7 protein-coding genes are annotated in these 18,344 nt (G+C 69.4%); 4 read left to right on the plus strand and 3 right to left on the minus strand.

Annotated elements, in window-relative coordinates; all coding sequences use genetic code 11:
- Positions 1–23: 23 nt before the first annotated feature.
- The 3 genes from ASF08_RS15840 to ASF08_RS15850 form a co-directional block, all read right to left on the minus strand.
- A complete protein-coding gene (locus ASF08_RS15840; protein WP_056146991.1) occupies positions 24–6,257 on the minus strand; it encodes a type I polyketide synthase in 6,234 nt (2,077 codons plus the stop codon).
- 34 nt (positions 6,258–6,291) lie between these two features.
- Positions 6,292–10,926 carry a MupA/Atu3671 family FMN-dependent luciferase-like monooxygenase gene (locus ASF08_RS15845; protein ID WP_056146994.1) on the minus strand — a complete coding sequence of 1,545 codons (4,635 nt, stop codon included), beginning with the start codon at positions 10,924–10,926 and terminating at the stop codon, positions 6,292–6,294.
- Positions 10,927–11,220: 294 nt separating this feature from the next.
- Positions 11,221–12,450, minus strand: coding sequence for a hypothetical protein (locus tag ASF08_RS15850; protein ID WP_156629618.1), 1,230 nt, complete (start codon positions 12,448–12,450; stop codon positions 11,221–11,223).
- A gap of 424 nt (positions 12,451–12,874) precedes the next feature.
- On the opposite strand from ASF08_RS15850, the gene ASF08_RS15855 reads away from it, so the two are divergent.
- From ASF08_RS15855 to ASF08_RS15870, 4 genes are all read left to right on the plus strand, one after another.
- Positions 12,875–13,678, plus strand: coding sequence for a response regulator transcription factor (locus tag ASF08_RS15855; protein ID WP_162238967.1), 804 nt, complete (start codon positions 12,875–12,877; stop codon positions 13,676–13,678).
- Positions 13,679–14,525: 847 nt separating this feature from the next.
- The gene (locus tag ASF08_RS15860) at positions 14,526–15,617 is read left to right on the plus strand and encodes an NAD-dependent epimerase/dehydratase family protein (protein ID WP_082473235.1); all 1,092 of its coding nucleotides are present in this window, start codon (positions 14,526–14,528) and stop codon (positions 15,615–15,617) included.
- Between the two features lie 111 nt (positions 15,618–15,728).
- A complete protein-coding gene (locus ASF08_RS15865; RefSeq protein WP_056147003.1) occupies positions 15,729–17,024 on the plus strand; it encodes a glycosyltransferase in 1,296 nt (431 codons plus the stop codon).
- Positions 17,005–18,162 carry a DegT/DnrJ/EryC1/StrS family aminotransferase gene (locus ASF08_RS15870; protein ID WP_056147005.1) on the plus strand — a complete coding sequence of 386 codons (1,158 nt, stop codon included), beginning with the start codon at positions 17,005–17,007 and terminating at the stop codon, positions 18,160–18,162. Before ASF08_RS15865 ends, ASF08_RS15870 begins: the two co-directional genes overlap by 20 nt.
- Positions 18,163–18,344 lie beyond the last annotated feature (182 nt).

Raw genomic sequence — 18,344 nt, forward strand, 5'->3', positions numbered from 1 at the left:
CGTCGATCGCGGAACGGGGCGGATCAGGCGCTCTTGCGCACGGGATAGTGCATCAGGCCGTCGAGCCTGCGCCGGAGGATGCCGGCGAGCTTGTCGACGGCGGGCTCCTGGAACAGCGTCTCGTGCGTCGCCGCGATCTTGTGGATGTCGATCCCCCCCCGGACGAGGCCGCCCCAGCCGAGATCCGGCCCGGCGAGGAGATAGGGGACATACGCGTCCGTCGAGCGGAACAGCAGCATGCTCCCCGCATAGGGCTCGGGCGTGTAGCGGCCCTGCGCGACGAGATAGGCGTTCATGATGAACTGCGCGCGGTACATGTCGGGGATCGGGACGTTCGGGTCGAAGCGCTCCCGCGCGAATTCCGCGGCGCGGCGGCGGCGCTCGATCAGGCGGGACGGCCAGCCGAGCGTGTAGCCGAGGCTCCAGCGGCGGACCGCCCAGAGCCGTTCGACCGTGCTGTGCTGCTGCGCGACGCTGGTGGTCGACAGGGTGTCGAAGAGGACCAGGAGCGCGATGGAATAGCCCGCGCGGGTCAGCTGCTGCGCGACCTCGTAGGCGATCACCCCGCCGCCGGAATAGCCCGCGATCCGGTAGGGACCGTGCGCATCGACCTCGCGGATGGCCGCGATGTAGGAGGCCGCCATCTCCTCGATGGAGTCCAGCGGCGCGAGCCGCCCGTCGGCGCCGCGCGCCTGCAATCCGTAGAAGGGCTGGTCCCGGCCGAGGCGCCGGCTCAGCTTCTCGAAATTGAGGACGTTGCCCTGGCCGCCATGGATGCAGAAGATCGGGGCACGGGTGGGCACGCCCCGGCAGATCTCCACCAGGGGCGACCAGGCGACGGCCGGCATCGCCAGCACCTTGTCCGACGCCGCCGCCCCTTCGGCGCCGTCCGCCGCGGGTTCCGGGGCGATCATCCCGCCGACCAGGCTCGCCAGTTGCCGCAGGGTGGAGGCGCGGAACAGGGTGGCGATCGGCAGGTCCACGTCGTGGTTCTTGCGGATGCGGGCGAACAACCGGACCGCCAGGAGCGAGAACCCGCCGAGCTCGAAGAAATCGTCCTGGGGACGCACCGCGGGGACGCCGAGCAGGTCCGCCCAGTACCCGCCGATCTGGCGTTCGATCTCGCTCGCGTAGTCCGCCTCGCCGCTCTCCGGCCGGGCCGAACGCTGTGCCGCCGGCGGCTTCGGGCGGATCGCGGACAGGGCCTCCCGGCGCAGGTCGGACAGGGCGATCGACGACGCGACGATCCCGGCGCCCCGGCAATCGAAGACACGGCGGAACAGGTCGGGAGCGTCCGCCGCCATGATGCCGGCTTTCAGCCGCGCTTCGAGGCTCGGCGGATGCGCGTCGGCCTGCGAGGACTTCACGGCGCGGGACACGCTCTGCAGGGTGAAGCCTTCGAAGACGGCGAGCGGCACGCCGTTCACATCGCCGATGACCACGTCGAACCGGGCGGAGGCGCCGTGCTGCAACGCCGTGAGCCGGGCGTGGCTGCGGATCCGGCAGGGCCAGCGCCCCGGCGCGATCCGCATGCGCTCGATCGAGGTCGGGACGTAGACCATGTCGTCGGCCGGGGGCGCGAGGAGATGCAGCCCGAAGGTGGTCGCGATATCGGTGAGCGCCGGGTGCGCCGTGATCCCGTCGAGGTCGCCCGCGAACTCGGCGGCCAGTTCGAGTTCGGCCACGGCCTCCCAATCGCCGCGCTCGATCCAGCGTATCGTGTGCCAGCGCGGCCCGAACGTCACGGTCTCGCCCTGCGGGAAGCCGAGGCCCGGAAGCGCGTGCACCCCCTCCCGGCGCGCCGCCCGGCGGGCCACCCGCCGGACCGCCCAGGGCAGGGTCGATCCCGGCCACAGGGTGGCGCGCGCATGCTCGACCCATTCCTCGCCCAGGAGGGGGCGGCTCTCGACGGAGAGGGCGAAGCCTCCGCCGTCGAGGGCCGTCAGCGTGGTGCGCACGAGACGCTTCACGCCCGGCTCGAACACGAGGGGTAGATCGACCGTGAGCCCCCGCAGATCGACGCCGGAGGACGTGAACCCCGCCGTGGCGGCCGCGAGCGCGATCTCGGCATAGGCCGCGCCGGGCAGGATCGGACGGCCGTCGAGGACGTGTTCCGCCAGCACCCACATGCGGGCGGGGTCGTAGAGGGCCTGGAAGGTGATGGCGGTCTCGGTGCGGCCGGTCTCGACCCCGAGGAGCGGGTGACCTTCGGGGGTACCGGACAGGGCCGCTCCCCCGTAGATCCGGGCCGCCATGCCGATATCGCCCCAGATTCCCCATGCCACCGACAGGCCATCACTACGTCGGGCGGCCAGGGCGTCCAGGGCGGTGTTGGCGGCGGCGTAATCGACCTGGCCGGGCGGCCCGATCTGGGCGCTGGTGGAGGAGAACACCACGAACAGGTCGAGGCTTCCTTCCGGCAGCAGCGCGTCGAGGACCAGCCCCCCGGCCAGCTTCGGCGCCATCACCCGGCGGCTCGATTCGACGGTCTTCTCCATGATCGGGCCATCGTCGATGGAGCCGGCCGCATGGAACACACCGTGGAGCGTGCCGAAGCGCTGCCGCGCGGCGACGACGACCCGCTCCATGGCGGCGCGGTCGGTCACGTCGGCGCTCACCGCGAGGATCTCGGCCCCCTCGGCCTCGAGGTCGCGGATCGCCGCCACATGGGCGGAGGCATCGCGCCCCACCAGCACGAGCCGCGCGGACACGTCGCGCGCCAGCCACCCGGCGAGGGCGAGGCCCAGGCCGCCGAAACCGCCGGTGACGAGATAGACGCCGCGCTGGCGCAGCCGATGGGGAAGCCCCGCCGGCCCCTCGATGCGCGTGGGCACCATCCGCTGAACCAACCGCGTGCCTCCGCGATGGGCCACGAGATCGACGCCGTGCTCCGCGTCGCATTCCGCCAGGACGAGGGCGGCCTCCGCCACCGGATCCGCGTCGCGGCCGGAGACATCCTCGCCGCCGAGATCGATGAGCTGCGTCGCCAGGCCCGGCATCTCACGGGGCAGGACGCGGCACAGGCCGAGCAGGGTCGCGCGCTCCGGGTGGCGGGCCGCATGGTCCGGGGGCGACTGGCTCTCCCGCGTCACGACGCTCAGGCGCTTGGGCACCGCGACGTCGCAATATTGCATCGCCTGGCAGAGGGCGAGAAGGCTGTCGAAGCCCAGTGCCTGTTCGGCGCAGGGGCGCTCCGGGGACGGGTCCGGCGCGCTCGTCGACCAGAGGTGGAGGATGTGATCCGGCGCCATTCCATCCCGGTCGAGGGCCGCGACGAGGTCCCGGTACTGGGTCGGCTGGTCGGGCGTCAGCTGGAACAGGCGGTTGCGGACGCTGAAGGCCTCGCCTGGACGCACGACGGTCACACGCGCGCCCCGGTTCTCCAGGGCCGCCAGGATCGCGGTGCTCAGTCGCGAGGCGTCGGCGAAGACCAGCCATGTCCGGTCCGGCGCGGCTGCGCGGGGCGCGACGGGCACCGGCATCCAATGCGGCACCGAGAACCAGTTCTCCATGGACTCGAGGCGCTGGAGCCCGTCCGCCCCGGCATCGAAGGCCACCGGCATCGTCGCCGCCCGCACCGGCTCGATCCAGTGCCGGTGTTTCTCGAAGGCGTAGGTCGGCACGGGAACCCGGCGCGCGTCGTCACTCCCACGGATCGCCGCCCAATCGACGTCATGGCCGCAGGCCCAGAGCTTGCCGATCGCGGTCAGGGCGACGCAGACGTCCGATTCCGTGTCCCCCGGCTGGCCCATGGTCGGAGCGATGGCCAGAGGCGCGAAGCCCCCGCCCTCCGCGAGACGCGCGAGGGCACCGAGGCTGTGGCCCGGCCCGATCTCCAGGAGCGCGCGGTCCGGCTCGGCCAGGATCGCCGAAACGCCGGCCGCGAAGCGGACGGTCTCCCTCAGATGGGACACCCAATAGTCCGGCCGCGTGAGTTCCCCCGGCCCGACGAAGGCGCCGCTGAGGTTCGAGACGAAGGGGAGCGTGGGCTCGTAGAGGGCGATCGCGTCCAGGCGCGCGCGGAACCGGTCGAGGAAGGGGTCGAGCATGCGCGAATGGGCGGCGACGTCGATGCGCAGGCGGCGGAACTCGATCCCGTCCTCCGCCAGCCGCCGTTCGAGGGCGGCGATCTCATGGACGGAGCCGGTCGCCACCGTGAGCGTCGCGGCGTTCTCCGCCGCGATGTCGAGGGCGTCACCCATCCGCTCGCGCAGCTCGGCGGAGGGCAGCGACACCGCCAGCATGGCGCCCGCGGGCGCGGCCTCGAAGATCTGCCCGCGCAGGACGACGACGGACAGGGCATCGGCGAGGGACATCACGCCGGCGATGCAGGCGGCGGCATACTCGCCCATGCTGTGCCCGATGACGGCGGCGGGGCGGATGTTCCAGGCGAGCATCATGCGCGCCGTGGCGTATTCGACGATGAACAGGGCCGGGATGGTGTAGCGCGGCCGCGCCAGGAGGGCGGCCGCGGCGGCATCGCCCGGCTCGCTGTCGAGGAGCAGCGCCCGCAGGCCGTCCGGGGCATCGGGCGGCAGCAGCGCGAGGCAGGCCTCCAGCGCCTCGCGGAAGGCCGGCACGTCCCGGTAGAGGTCGCGGCCCATGCCGGGATATTGCGCCCCGCCGCCGGGGAACATGAAGACCGCGCCGACGGTCCCGGCACCGGCGCTGCCCGTTCCCATGCGGCGATGCGTGTGGCCGGCCAGGATCTCGCACGCCCCCGCAGGATCGCGGGCGACGACGGCGCAGCGATGCGGGAAGGCGCGGCGGCCGGTCTGGGTGGTGAAGGCCGCGTTCGCCAGGGTGAGGTCCGGCGAGGGATCGGCCAGCGCCTCGCGCCATTTGCGCTTCGCCCCGTCGAGGGCCTCGGCGGTCCGTGCCGACAGGGCGAGGATCTGCCAGTCCCGCGCGGGACCCGGCACAGGCGCGGCCGGGGCCTCTTCCAGGATGACGTGGGCGTTGGTGCCGCCGACCCCGAGGGAGTTCACCGCGGCGCGCCGGGGCGTCCCGGTGCGGGGCCAGGGCCTGGCCGTCGTGACCACGGTGAACGGGCTCGCGGAAAAATCGAACCGGCCGTTGGGCCGGGCGCAGTTGAGGCTCGCGGGGAGTTCCTCGTGGTGCATTGCCAGGGCGACCTTGATCAGGCCCGCGACGCCAGCCGCCGTGTCGAGATGCCCGATATTGGTCTTGAGCGAGCCGATGCCGCAGAACTGGCGCCGGCCGGGGACGGAATAGGCCTCGCTCAGGGCCGCGAGCTCGATGGGGTCTCCCACCGGCGTGCCGGTCCCATGGGCTTCGATGTAGCTGACGCTGCCGGGGTCGACCCCCCCGACCGCGAGGGCCTCGGCCGCCGCGCGGGCCTGCCCCTCGACGCTGGGCGCGAGGTAGCCGGCCTTGGTCGAGCCGTCGTTGTTGACGGCCGAGCCGCAGATGACCGCGTAGATGTGGTCGCCGGCGGCGACCGCGTCTTCCAGGCGGCGCAGGGCCACGATGCCGGCCCCGCTGCCGAAGAGGGTGCCGTTGGCCGCGTCGTCGAAGGCGCGGCAATGCCCGTCCGGCGACAGGATCTCGCCCTCGGCGGCCCGGTAGCCCTGTCGGTGCGGCACCTCGATGGTGACGCCGCCGGCCAAAGCCATGTCGCATTCGCCCGAGAGCAGGCTCTGGATCGCGAAATGGACCGCGACCAGGGAGGTCGAGCAGGCGGTCTGCACCGAGATGCTCGGACCCTGCAGGTCGAGGAGATAGGAGGCCCGGGTGGCGAGGAAGTCCTTGTCGTTGCCCGTATGACGCAGGAGGAAGAGCCCCACCTGTTCGACGAGCTCGGCATTGGTGAGCAGGTTGTTGGCGAAATAGGCCTGCATCCCGCAGCCCGCGAAGACGCCGATGGCCCCCGCGAACGCCTCGGGACGATGGCCCGCATCCTCCAGCGCCTCCCAGGCGCATTCGAGGAAATGCCGGTGCTGGGGGTCGAGGATGGCCGCTTCCCGAGGGCTCAGGCCGAAGAAGCCCGCATCGAACGCTTCCATATCGGGCAGGACCATGCCGGCCTTGACGTAGCGCGGGTCGCGCAGATGCGTGGCGGAGACGCCGGAGGCCAGCAGTTCCTCGTCGCTGAACCAATGGGTCGCCTCGCGTCCCGACTTCAGCAGATGCCAGAGCTCGCCGGTCGTGGCGGCATCCGGGAAACGCCCCGCCATGCCGATGATGGCGATCCGGCCCGGTGCATCACCTGCTGTGTCGGGGGTCGGCGAAAACATGGCGTACCTCACGTATTCTGTGGTGACCGAGGGCTCAGGCGACCGTCGCCGGCATCTCCTGGCGGCGTCGGAGCGCCTGCCGCGCCTTGGCCCGGTCGTGTCCCCGGTCCGACGCCGAGGGACCGGTGGCGAATCCTCCCAGATGCAGGGAGAGGGTGCGGATCGTGGGGAAGCGGAACAGGTCGGTGATCGCGATGTCCCGGCGGAGCTCCTCGCCGAGGCGGCGCTGGACCTGAACCACGAGGAGGGAGTGACCGCCGAGGTCGAAGAAGTTTTCCGTGGTGGCGACCACCCGGCGACCGAGCGCTTCGCCCCAGATGCCGGCGATCAGGGCCTCCAGCGAGCTCATCGGCGCCTCGGGCGATGCCGAGTGCGTCTCCGGTGACCGATGCGGCGCCGGCAGCGCGCCGCGATCGACCTTGCCGTTCAGGGTCATCGGGAGGGCGGGCAGAACGACGATCACGGCCGGAACCATGAAGGCGGGCAGGGTCGAGGCCACCGCCTCGCGCAGGGCCTCGGGCCGCAGGGTCGCGCCGTCCCTGGCGGTGACGTAGCCCACCAGGCGCTGGTCGCCGTCGGTATCCTCGCGCGCCACCACGACGGCGGCGGCGATGCCGGGCTGGCGCGCCAATGCGGCCTCGATCTCGCCGAGCTCGATCCGGTGCCCCCGGACCTTGACCTGGTGATCGAGCCGCCCGAGGAAAACGAGCCCTCCCGAGGCGTCCCGGCGGACGAGGTCGCCCGTCCTGTAGAGCCGTCCCGGACCGAAGGGGTTGGGAATGAACCGCTCGGCCGTCAGATCCTCGCGTCCCAGATAGCCACGGGCGAGGCCCTCCCCGCCGATATGGAGCTCGCCAGCCAGATAGGCCGGGCACGGGCGCCGGTGCGCGTCGAGCACGTGCAACGTGGTGTTGGCGATGGGCTCGCCGAGGGTCACGCCGCGTTCCACGCCGTCGATCTCGACCACCGCCGACCAGATCGTCGTCTCCGTCGGCCCGTACATGCCGAGGAATCTGCCGGGCAGGAGGTCGCGCAGCCGGACGGCGAGGTCCGCGCTCAGGGCCTCGCCGCCCACCATCATGGTGCCGAGCTGCGAGAGCGCGCGCCGGCCCGCCGCATCGGCCACCAGCATCCGGGCCATGGAGGGCGTGCACTGGAAGTGGGTGACCCGGTGCCGGACGATGTCCTCCGGCACCGAGGCCGGCGCGGTGGAGGTCAGGGTTCCGGCCAGAACCATCAGCCGCTTCAGGTGCTCGAGATGGTCGAGGGCGAGATCGGTGGGCACCCCGAAATCGACGAGGCAGGCGATCTCGTCGGTCCCGATGCGCCGCACCGCCTCGACCATGCCGAGGCAGGATTCCGGGGTGCCGAACAGGCCGCCGGTGCGGTGATAGCGCTCGAAGGCGTGGTCGAGCAGCGCGTCGCGATCGGCCGGCGACAGGTCTTCGGCGTCGAGGATCTCCGCCGGCGTGCGGCCGTCCGAGGCCGCGCGCTGGACGAAGGTCGGGAAGGTCCAGGCGGCCTGCCTGACCAGATCCATCGCGCTGCCGAGGTAGCGCTTCATCGGCTCACGGACGGTCTCGCGGACCGCATCCTCGTCCTCGCCCACGAAGGTGTGGAGCATGAGGGTCACGTGGCCCTCGCCGGCATGGCCGGCCTCCCGCCAGGCCTGGCGGTATTGCCGGATCTTGTCGGCCAGTTCATCGAGGGTCTGGCCGAGGAGATGGGTGAGGACGCCGCATCCCAGCCGCCCGGCCTGGACGAAGGTGTCGGGATTGCCGGCGGCCGTGAGCCACATCGGCAGTTCGGGCTGGATCGGCCGGGGCATCGTGCCGATCTCCACGACCTTGCCCAGCGGGTTGGGGAACGGCAGGCGCTCGCCGCGCCAGAGGCGGCGGATGTCGTCGATCTGCCCCGCCATTCTCTCCTTGCGCTCGGCGAACCGCTCGGGGGCCAGGACGAAGTCGTTCGGCTGCCACCCCGAGGCGAAGGCGATCCCGGCCCGGCCCTTCGACAGGTTGTCGATCATCGCCCAGTCCTCGGCGACGCGCAGGGGATGGTGGAGCGGCAGGACGCAGCTGCCGGCGCGGATCTTGACGCGCTCGGTGCAGGCGGCGAGGGCGGCGGCGCTCAGCGCCGCATTGGGGTAGAGGCCCCCGAAGGCGTGGAAATGCCGCTCCGGCGTCCACACCGCCTCGAAGCCGTTGCGGTCGGCGAAACGCGCGCCCTCCAGCAGCAGGCGGTACTTGTCCTGCGGATCCGCCGCGTCGTCGTTCGAGAAGTAGAATAGGCTGAAGCCGGGGCCGGGACTCGGCTCGGAGCGCGGACCGTGCAGCACCACCGTAAAGCCGCGCGCCAGGGTCCAGAGGATCTCCAGCACCGAGATGTCGAAGGACAGGCTCGTCGCCGCGAGCCAGATGCCGGGGGGATCGTGCGGGATGCGGGCATCCATGCCGGCGCAGAAATTCATCAGACTGCGATGGGTGATCGCCACACCCTTGGGCCGGCCGGTGGAACCCGAGGTGTAGATGACGTAGGCGAGATCCTGCCCGCCGGCGCGACCGGGGGGCGGCGCCCCCTCGCCTTGGGCTTCCGCGGTGTAGAGCACCGTGGCCGGAGCGAAGGCGAGGCGCTCCTGGATGGGGCGGCTCGTCAGCAGCATCTCGGCGCCGGAATCCTCCAGCATGTAGGCGAGGCGCTCGCGCGGATAGTCGGCGTCGAGGGGCAGGTAGGCCGCCCCCGCCTTCAGGGTCGCCAGGACGGCCACGACGAGGTCGGGCATCCGCTCGTGGCAGATGCCGACGATGGTGCCCGGCCCGATGCCGGCCGCGACGAGGCGGCCGGCGAGCTCCCCGGCGGCGCGGTCGAGCTCGCCATAGGTGAGGCTGGCGTTGCCGGCGACCACGGCGTCCCGCTCGGGCAGCTCGGCCGCCCTGGCGGCGATCTCGTCGTGGATGCCGCGATCGTCCGCGAAGGGCGCGGTGGTGGCGTTGAGCGCGGCCACGATCGCCGCCTCTTCCTCCGGCACGAGGGGGAGCGCGCCGAGGCGGATTTCCGGATCGGCCAGGAAGATTTGGAGGAAGGCCGCGAACTGCCCGGCCATGGCTTGCGCGACCTCGACCTCGAAGGTCCGGCCGCAGACGAGGAGCTCCGCCCGGCTTTCGCCCTCGCTCAGGACCAGCACAAGTTCGGAGCCGGTACGCGCCAGGAGACCCGGTTTCGCACCGCCATGGACCAGGCCGATCTTGCGCCATGCGACGGCCCTTTCGCGCATGTCCGGCGAGGCGGCGCGTTGCGGGAGATCGGCGGCCAGAAGGCCCCTGGCGGCGAGGTCCGCGCGCTCGGCTGCGAACGCCGTCCGGAGCTCCGCGACCGAACCGTCACGGTCGACGGCCAGGGTCAGGGGACGGTCCGGCAGGAACCACGGCCAAGTATCGCGTTCGGAATCTGCGGCGGCCTCGCTGAGCCCCAGCGTGATCCGGGGCGTGTCGCAGACGAGGCCGATCCAGGCGAGGAAGGCCGCCGCCGCGTCGTCCGCGCTCGCCGTCCGGGCAAGCGGGATGGCGATGGCATGCGACGCGGCCTCGGAGCCCCTGGCCCCGCGACGGGGATAGGGCAGCGTCGGCGCGGCGACATCGGCCAGGCGCTCGATCCAGAACGCCTCGTGGGCGGCGGCGGGGCGCTGGGCGGCCGCGAGCGCCTCGCCGCGCGGCCCCTCGATCTCCGGCAGGACAAGACCGGGGCTGAACAGAGTGCCGGCCGGCTCGCCGCCCAGGGTCGTGAGGCCGGAAAGGACGATCTCGCGATCCGCCGTCGCGACGGACACGAGATCAGGCCCCACCCGCATGATCGTGCCGGGACGGAGATGACCGGAGGCCGGACCGATCTCCGCGCCCCGGACGAGAACGAGATCCTGCCCGGTGAAGATCTTCGGGCGCGCCAGCGGATTGGGCACCGGGCCGAAATCGAGGGCGCGGACGAGGGCCGCGATCCGAGCGGCGGGCTGGCGGAAATCCAGGGTCGCGGCGCGATCCGGGCGCTTGAGCCGGCCATGGTAGAGGCGTTCGCCCCGCTGCGGCCTCGCTTCCACGCGGCCAGAGACGAGCCCGTCGAGGAGGGCGGAAAAGCTCGAGGCGCCGGCTTCGTAGCAGCGGCCGTTGAGGCTGAAGACGGTGTCGCCGGGCAGGATGTCGAAATGCTCCTGCGCCAGGATGGCACCGGTATCGATGGTCTCGTCGATCTGATGCCAGGTCACGCCGTGCGAGGTCTCCCCGGCGAGGATCGCCCAGGTCGTGGCATGGAGGCCGGCATGCCTCGGCAGGGGGCCATCGTGAAAGTTGATCGCCCGGCGCCGGACGCGGGCGAGGATGGCGGGCGGGATCACGTCGAGGTTGCCGACGCTGAACAGGAAATCGACCGGCACGTGGCCCTGGCCCGCTTTCAGGTACGCGTCCTTGTCGATGAGGGGGAGTCCAACACGGCGCGCCCAGTCGGCGGCGCGGGGATCTCGCGTGACCACGGCGGAGATCGCATGCCCTGCGGCGAGAAAAAGCTCCGCGCATCGGATCAGCAGCGTCCCGTCGCCGATGAAGCAGGCGGTGGGTCTCGCATCGTCCTCGGCGTGATGGGCGACCGTATCGTCCCGAGGACGGTTCCCGATGAATTCCATCTCGACAGGCTCCGGCACCGCTGTACGTCAGGGGGATCGACGACTTGAAACAAGAAACGAGGTTTCGAATTTTCAAATTCGAGACAAAATGCTCGTTCCGGCAAACAAAGACATGAATTTCGACGAATCATTGAGGCAATGATCGAATAGAAGCCGACGATCCGGATAGAAATCGTACCGGCCGTCATTCCTGAAAGGGATTATTGAGACGAACCCGGACCCGCATGACGGGCAGAACTCGTTTCCTCGACCTTTCAAATAAAAGATGCGGCGTTAATCCCCTCAAGAGAAGCACTACTTCGGATTACTGAGCTTTTTCCCCGATGGCGCCCCGTCGCCGCGGGCGGATTTCAATTGCGGCGCCCCCTGGGCCAGTGCCGGGCGCATGAGCGACGAAACCGGAAGACGCGAGGCCCGGACCGTGTCGTGGGCCTCGCCGTCCGGGCCGGCGCCTCCGTCGTCGGGAAACGCCTTCCCGGCGGGGGCGGCATTGGCGGAGGACGGCGCGGCGGCGTTCGCCTGGGGCCGCCCGCGATTCGGGCGCGGAGCCACGCGGCGGAGGACGGAGGGCGTCGGCAGCGCTTTCGGCTTCGATGGGGCGATGCCCCTCGCGAAGGTCAGCGCGTCGAGGGAGGCGAAGGTGGCGCCGCCGAGCGTCAACCATCGCGGGCGCAGGTCGCTCACGGGCGCGTCGTCCACCGGCGCGACCTCCCGGACCCTGGCCGCAGCGGCCCGCGCCGCGCCGGACCCGCCCTCCGCAGCCTCGGCTTTCGCGACGTCGCCCTTCGCATCGGTATCGACCGACGCCAGCTCCATCCGCGCCGGGCCATCGCCATCGCGGGCGAGCCCGACCTCCGCCAGGGCGGTCTCGGCCACCCGGCGCGCCTCATCCGCCAGCGCCTGCGCGCGGATCGCGGCATCGGCGCGGGCCTGGAGATCCGCGGCCTCGGACCGGAGGGTCGAGACCTCCCCGCGACTGGCCTCGAACTGCCCTTCGAGGCGCCGGAGCGCCTGCTCGCGGTCCTCCGCGCGGGCGGACAGAAGCTGGCGATCGTATTGCGTCCGCTTCAGGTCGGCCTCCACGGCCTCCAAAGCCCGGCGCCCTTCATCGACCTGCCGGCCCAGAAGGGAGCGGGCGATCTCGGCCGCGTCCTTCTCGGAGCGAAGCGCCAGGGCGAGGGTCGTGATCCTGTCCTCGGCCTGCTGCAAGGCGGCCCGATGCCCGTCCTGCTCCAGGCGCGCCTCGCGCGCTCCCACGGACCGGGTCGTCTCGACCACGAGGCCGAACACGATCGCGCTGAGAATGGAGGTGGTGGCCAGCAGCCAATAGAGGTTGCCCGAGAAGCGGGAGCCCGGTCGAATCGGGCCTACGAGGTCGGCATGGTCGTGCCGGAACGACTCGGCCCACCCCCCTCCCCCGGGGAGCGGCGCGCGGACCGAACCGACCTGCGCCGCATCGCCGGAACCGAGCGATCTTTTGGAGCCGGCAAAGCTGTCATGAGCGTGCAACCACCTGCCCAACATATCGAATCTCACATCACCGCAGCTGTATGACGCCGATTGTACCTCGCGCTGCCAGTCATCGGAGATCGAAAGAGACCTACTCCGAACGGACGATCTCGACGTATGACCGGTCCCGAACGATCCGAGCGGAATCTATACAGTCGCTGGATTTGAGACGCCGTAGGAATCCCCGAGTGCACCTCTCAATGTTCGCACCAAGAACCACCACACATTAACATCCGCATAGAGCTTTCGGATGGCTCGGCGAAGTCGGAAGCCGGCATCGATCAAATGGGATGACCAAAAAAGGATTAGCTAACCCATTTTTCATTGACGATCAGATTGTTCCAATTCATACCAGACTCTCAATTTAATGTATCGGTTTATACATTACTTGAAAACGGAGTGGTCGATTTATTCAATGCGAATCGGTGGGGGTCCAGCGATGATTCATGTATCCGGAACTACCTTTCCTCGACTCACTATTGCTCCCGCAAAACGTCCGGCGACCGTCATTAGCGGTGGAACGGCGCTCTACAGAGAAGGCTTACGCTACATCCTGATAAAGAGCGGCTTCGACGTCGTTTCCATGGTGGGAAGCCTGGATCAGTCCCAGGATTTTACCGAAACATTTGATTCGAATTTGATTATCATCATGAGTATTCAACCGACCACGGACGCGCCGACCGAAGAGATCATCAATGCTCGTCTTCGCTTCCCGAATAGCTTCATCATCTGCATCTGCGCGACCTGTGAAGTCGAGCATGTGGCACCGATGCTGGAATGCGGCGCGGCGGCCATCCTTCTGTCCAGCGCCGGTTCGGATACGCTGGTGCAGGCGCTGGAACTGATCCTCCTCGATCACTGCGTCGTGCCGCACCTGTCGGTTCGCGCGCATGTGAAGGCCGAGCCATGCGAGGAAGAGGATCAGGCGCCCGCGCCCACCGGCGAGGATCGGCCTCCCTCGGACGATCAGACGTTCCATCTCTCGGAGCGGGAGCTCAGCATCATCGCCTGCCTGATCAAGGGCGATTCGAACCGCGCGATCGCCGAGCGCCTGTCCATTGCCGAGGGACGCGTGAAGGGGAACGTCAAGGCGATCCTCCGAAAGATCAATGTACGAAACAGAACACAGGCCGCGCTCTGGGGTATCAAATACTGCAACGCCGGGGACCGCAGCCGTCTGGTCGCGCATCATCCGGGTGTGGCGTCCCTGAACGACGTGCTCGAAGAGATGGCGACCGTCTAACAGTACCGTCGAGGCGTTCCCTCATCCTGAGGTGCCGCGTAGCGACTGTGAGAGAGCCTTCCAGTAACCGCTTTGGTCTCTGGAGGGCTCCCTCAAAGCCTCCGCTACGCTCCGGCACCTCAGGATGAGGTGGTCTGATTGGATGCTCCGCTTTGGCAGGAACATCCGCTTAAGAATCCGATCAGACAGATGGGTTATTTGTCCAAGGCTTCACCTCATCCTGAGGTGCCGCGCAGCGGCCTCGAAGGAGACTTCCAGTCATCGCGAGATCCCTGGAGGGCTCCTTCGAGGCCCTTTGCTGCAGCAAAGGGCACCTCAGGATGAGGTGGTCTGGTTGGATGCTCCGCTTTGGCATGAGCAACAGCTGAGACATCCAACCAAATCGGCCTCACGCGACCTTCCCTCTCGGCCGGCACCTGGTCCATTCAGGGCGACAATCCTCCCAATGAAGACTTGAACTACACCTCATAACATTCGGCCCGACCGACCCCCTGTCAGGCCGGCGCTTGCCCTCGCACGCCATATCGCGATGCCCCGGCCAACCCCGCTACGCCCAACCGTACGCCATCGCGTCGCGTGGCCCTTCGGATGACGCGACGCCCGCGCCCCGCCGGCACCGCACATCAGCGCTCATCGCCGGTCGATCGGAGTGGATGAAGCCTGCCGCACCGGGAGTTGTCTCGACTAACCCCTTCGCGCACCAGATCGGCTTGATTTGGCACTATCGAAGACATCACGGTTCCATAGTTATTAGTCCGATTGTTCTTTTGATTTACCAGAACCATCACTTTAAATTGAATATCAAGACTGATGTAGATCGTTTTCATGACGTGATGGAAAGAGAGCCATGAACGCAAAAATTGCTGTCACGGGAGCTGGCGGATATATTGGATCCGTCATGGTCGGAGAATTGCTGCGCAGCGGGTACAGGGTCAGGGCCATCGACGCGTTCTACTTTGGAACGCCGTGTCTTTCGAAGTATGACGGCCATCCGAAACTCGAGATCGTCAAGCAGGACATCAGGACCATCGATCACCGCGCCTATGACGATTGCGATTATGCCATCGATCTGGCCGCTTTATCCAACGATCCGTCCGGCGACCTCGACCCGGAACTGACACGGTCCATCAACGAGACGGGCCGCATCCGGGCCGCGATGGCCGCCAAGCGTGCCGGCGTCCGCCGTTACCTCTTCGCCAGCTCCTGCGCGGTCTACGGTGCCGGCCAGGACCTGTTCCTCGCCGAGGACACGCCGCTGCGCCCGCTCACCATCTACGCGCAGACCTGCGCCAGGGCCGAAGAGGCCGTGCTCGCCCTGAATACCGGCCATTTCGTCGCCACCGCGCTGAGGAACGCCACCGTCTTCGGCCTGTCGCCGCGCATGCGCTTCGACCTCGTGGTCAACCAGATGAGCTTCGACGCCCTGGATCGCGGCCGCATCACGGTGGGGGGGGATGGTTCGCAATGGCGCCCCCTGGTCCATGTACGGGACGTGGCCGCCGCGTTCCTCGGCGCCCTGCGCGCTCCCGCCGGAGCCGTCGCCGGTGAGGCCTTCAACGTCGGCTGGGACAATCGCCAGATCGTCGACATCGCGCTCGCGGTGAAGAACACCGTCACGAGGCCGAGCGAGATCGAGTTCATGCCCGGCGGACCCGACCGGCGCGATTACCATGTGAGCTTCGCCAAGGCGCGCGAACACTTCGGCTTCGGGGCACGGTACCGGATCGAAGACGCCGTCATCGAGATCCAGAACGCCATCGAAGCCAAGCTCCTGCGCAACACGCCCGCCTGCAACACGGTCAAGTGGTACAAGATGCTGCTCGCCGATCCGCTCCAGGGGTTGAGCCTGCCCCTCGCGGCCGAGGAGACCGTCGCCGCGAGCCCGGGCGTCTTCCCCCGCCCGCAATTCGAGACCGCCGCGGACGGGGCGCGCGCCTGAGAGCCGATCCGGACCCGCGCCTCCCATCGACCGGTCCAAGAGTGCCGTGTCGCAGGTTTTCGATCGCAGAACCGGGGGCCACGTCTGCGAAACCTGCTTAGGAGGACACCCATGCGAGCCTATGACGTGCCTTCCTCGTCCCCGGTCCGACGGCCGGATGGCGGCTCCCCGCTCTCCGTCCGTCATGTCATCATCGAGAACAAGGAGGGATATCCCTCCTTCGCCAACGGTATTCATCAGAATACCCGCTCCCTCGTCACCGAACAGACCCTGTCGGGCGAGGCGTCCCGCATCCTGTTCCTGTCGCGCGACCCGCACGGGATGACGGTGCCGGCGGGCATCCGGCTGGATCATGTCCCGCTGGAGGGGCTCAGGCTCCTCGGCCGCACGGTGAGCCTGTCGCGCCGCTCCCGCGAGGCCTTCCTCGACGGGGCCGACACGCGGACGGTCTTCCACTTCCACGGCGCGCGCCAACCGCTCCTGGTCTCGCTGACGCGGATGCTGCGCCGGCGCGGCATCCCCTACGTCATCAGCCTCCACGCCTGCTTCTCGCATTTCTACGACCGGGCCGGCCGGCTGGTGAAGCCGTCGACCGCCCTCTACGTCCGGCTGCTGGAGCGCCGCGTTCTGGAGGGGGCGCGCTTCGTCCACGTCATCACCGCCCTGGAACAGGCCGAGCTGCGCCGCCTGGCGCCCAAGGCCCGGTCGGTCCTCGTGCCCCACGGGGTCTATTCGAGCGCGCTCGGCGGGCGTCCGGGATTCGTCGACAGGCCCGGCCCTGCCGGCGGGCTATTGGGCCCTGCCGGCGACTCGCCCGTCTTCGGCTTCTGCGGCCGGCTCGCGACGTTCCACAAGGGCCTCGACCTCCTGATCGAGGGGTTCGCCCTCTACCGGCGGCAGGGCGGCACCGGCCGCCTCGTCGTCATGGGTCCCGGCGACGAGCGCGAGGCGCTGGCGGCGATGGCCCTCCGCCTCGGAATCGGGTCCGCCGTGACCTTCGAGGGGCCGCGCTACGGAGCCGACCGGGACGAGGTCGTCCGGGCCTGGGACTTCTTCGCCTTTCCCTCGCGCCTCGACCGCTGGCCGACGGCCGCCCTCGAAGCGCAGATCCTCGGCGTGCCGCTCCTCATCACCGCCGAGGCGGGGATGACCGAGGCGATGACGCGGCACGGCGCCGGCCTCCTCATCGAGGATCTGACGGCCGAGGCCGTGGCCGCGTCCCTCGCCCGGGCCGCGTCCCTCGATTCCGCGGAATGGCAGGCGATGTCGCGCGGCGCCCACCGGATGGGATGCTCGGCCGACTGGACCGTGGTCGCGGCGCGCCTGCACGCCCTCTACCGAACCACACCGGCATCGCCGGCTCTCACCGAAGACATGGAGGCAACGGATGGCAGTCCCGTTCTATAGGCATGCGCTCTCGCCCGACTACGCGGTTCGGGTGGCCTCGGTCCTGGGGAGCGCGCTCCTGACGACCGGCCCCGAAGGCGCGCGCGTGGAGGACCTGCTGCGGGACTTCTTCGGGGTGCCGCATGCCAAGCTCACCTCGAGCTGGACACAAGGGGCGGTGGCGACCCTCCTCGCCATGGGGATCGGCCCCGGCGACGAGGTCATCGTACCGGCCATGACCTTCGCGGCGACGGCCAACGTGGTGCGCCTCGTGGGCGCGACGCCGGTCTTCGTCGACAGCGACCCGAACACGCTCCTGATCGATCTCGCTCTCGCGGCGGCGGCCGTTACGGAGCGGACGCGGGCGATCATCCCGGTCCATCTCTACGGCCAGATGGTGGACATCCCGGCCCTGCGGGCGGCGATTCCTTCCTCGATCCGGATCATCGAGGACGCGGCCCATTGCTTCGAGGGCAGCCGCAACGGGCGCCGGCCGGGGCAGGACGGCGACGCGGCGATCTTCTCCTTCTACGCGACGAAGAACGTGACCTGCGGCGAGGGCGGCGCCGTCGTCACCCGTGATCCCAACCTCGCCCGGATTCTGGTGCAAACGGTGCTGCACGGGATGTCCGCCGGCGCGGCCCAGCGCTTCCAGGGCGGCACCTACAACCATTGGGACATCGACCGCCTCGGCACCAAGGCCAACCTGCCGGACCTGCTCGCCGTCCTGCTCGCCCCCCAGATCGAGCAGGTGGAGGTCCAGTGCGCCCGGCGCGAGGCCTTGAGCCGGCGCTACGAGGCCGCGCTCGCCGGCACCCCGTTCACCTGGCCGGCCCTGGAGCCGGGCGTGGTCTCGGCCCGCCACCTGTTCCCGATCCACGTGCCCGACGGCCGCCGCGACGACATGCTCCGGGCGCTGGGCGAGGCCCGCATCGGCACGACGGTGAATTACCGCAGCGTGCCCACCCTGACCCTCTACCGCGACGTGCCGGAAGCCTCGTCCCTGCCCGTGGCGCAGGAATGGGGCGAGGGCACGCTCTCGCTGCCGCTCTTCCCGGATCTGCGCATCGACGAGCAAGACGAGGTGATCGAGACCGTGCTGGCCCAGGCCTCCGCGTTCTGGCCGAAACCCGCCCTGCGGACCGCGACCGGACGGTGAACACGGGCCTCCCGAAACCCGTTCCTCGTCTTTCCAACCCCTGACCTCATCCTGAGGCGCCGCGAAGCGGCCTCGAAGGAGGGCTCCAGTATTCGCCAAGCGAACTGGAGGGCTCCTTCGAGGCCCTTTGCTTGCGCAAAGGGCGCCTCAGGATGAGGTGATTGGATGGGGTGGTCCCTCAT

This window comes from Methylobacterium sp. Leaf85, from assembly GCF_001422125.1.
GTDB classification, from domain to species: Bacteria; Pseudomonadota; Alphaproteobacteria; order Rhizobiales; family Beijerinckiaceae; genus Methylobacterium; species Methylobacterium bullatum.

Coding starts and splice junctions, on each gene's coding strand:
- ASF08_RS15870 (WP_056147005.1), top strand. CDS start 17,005: ATGGCAGTCCCGTTCTATAGGCATGCGCTCTCGCCCGACTACGCGGTT.
- ASF08_RS15840 (WP_056146991.1), bottom strand. CDS start 6,257: ATGTTTTCGCCGACCCCCGACACAGCAGGTGATGCACCGGGCCGGATC.
- ASF08_RS15845 (WP_056146994.1), bottom strand. CDS start 10,926: ATGGAATTCATCGGGAACCGTCCTCGGGACGATACGGTCGCCCATCAC.
- ASF08_RS15850 (WP_156629618.1), bottom strand. CDS start 12,450: ATGTTGGGCAGGTGGTTGCACGCTCATGACAGCTTTGCCGGCTCCAAA.
- ASF08_RS15855 (WP_162238967.1), top strand. CDS start 12,875: ATGATTCATGTATCCGGAACTACCTTTCCTCGACTCACTATTGCTCCC.
- ASF08_RS15860 (WP_082473235.1), top strand. CDS start 14,526: ATGAACGCAAAAATTGCTGTCACGGGAGCTGGCGGATATATTGGATCC.
- ASF08_RS15865 (WP_056147003.1), top strand. CDS start 15,729: ATGCGAGCCTATGACGTGCCTTCCTCGTCCCCGGTCCGACGGCCGGAT.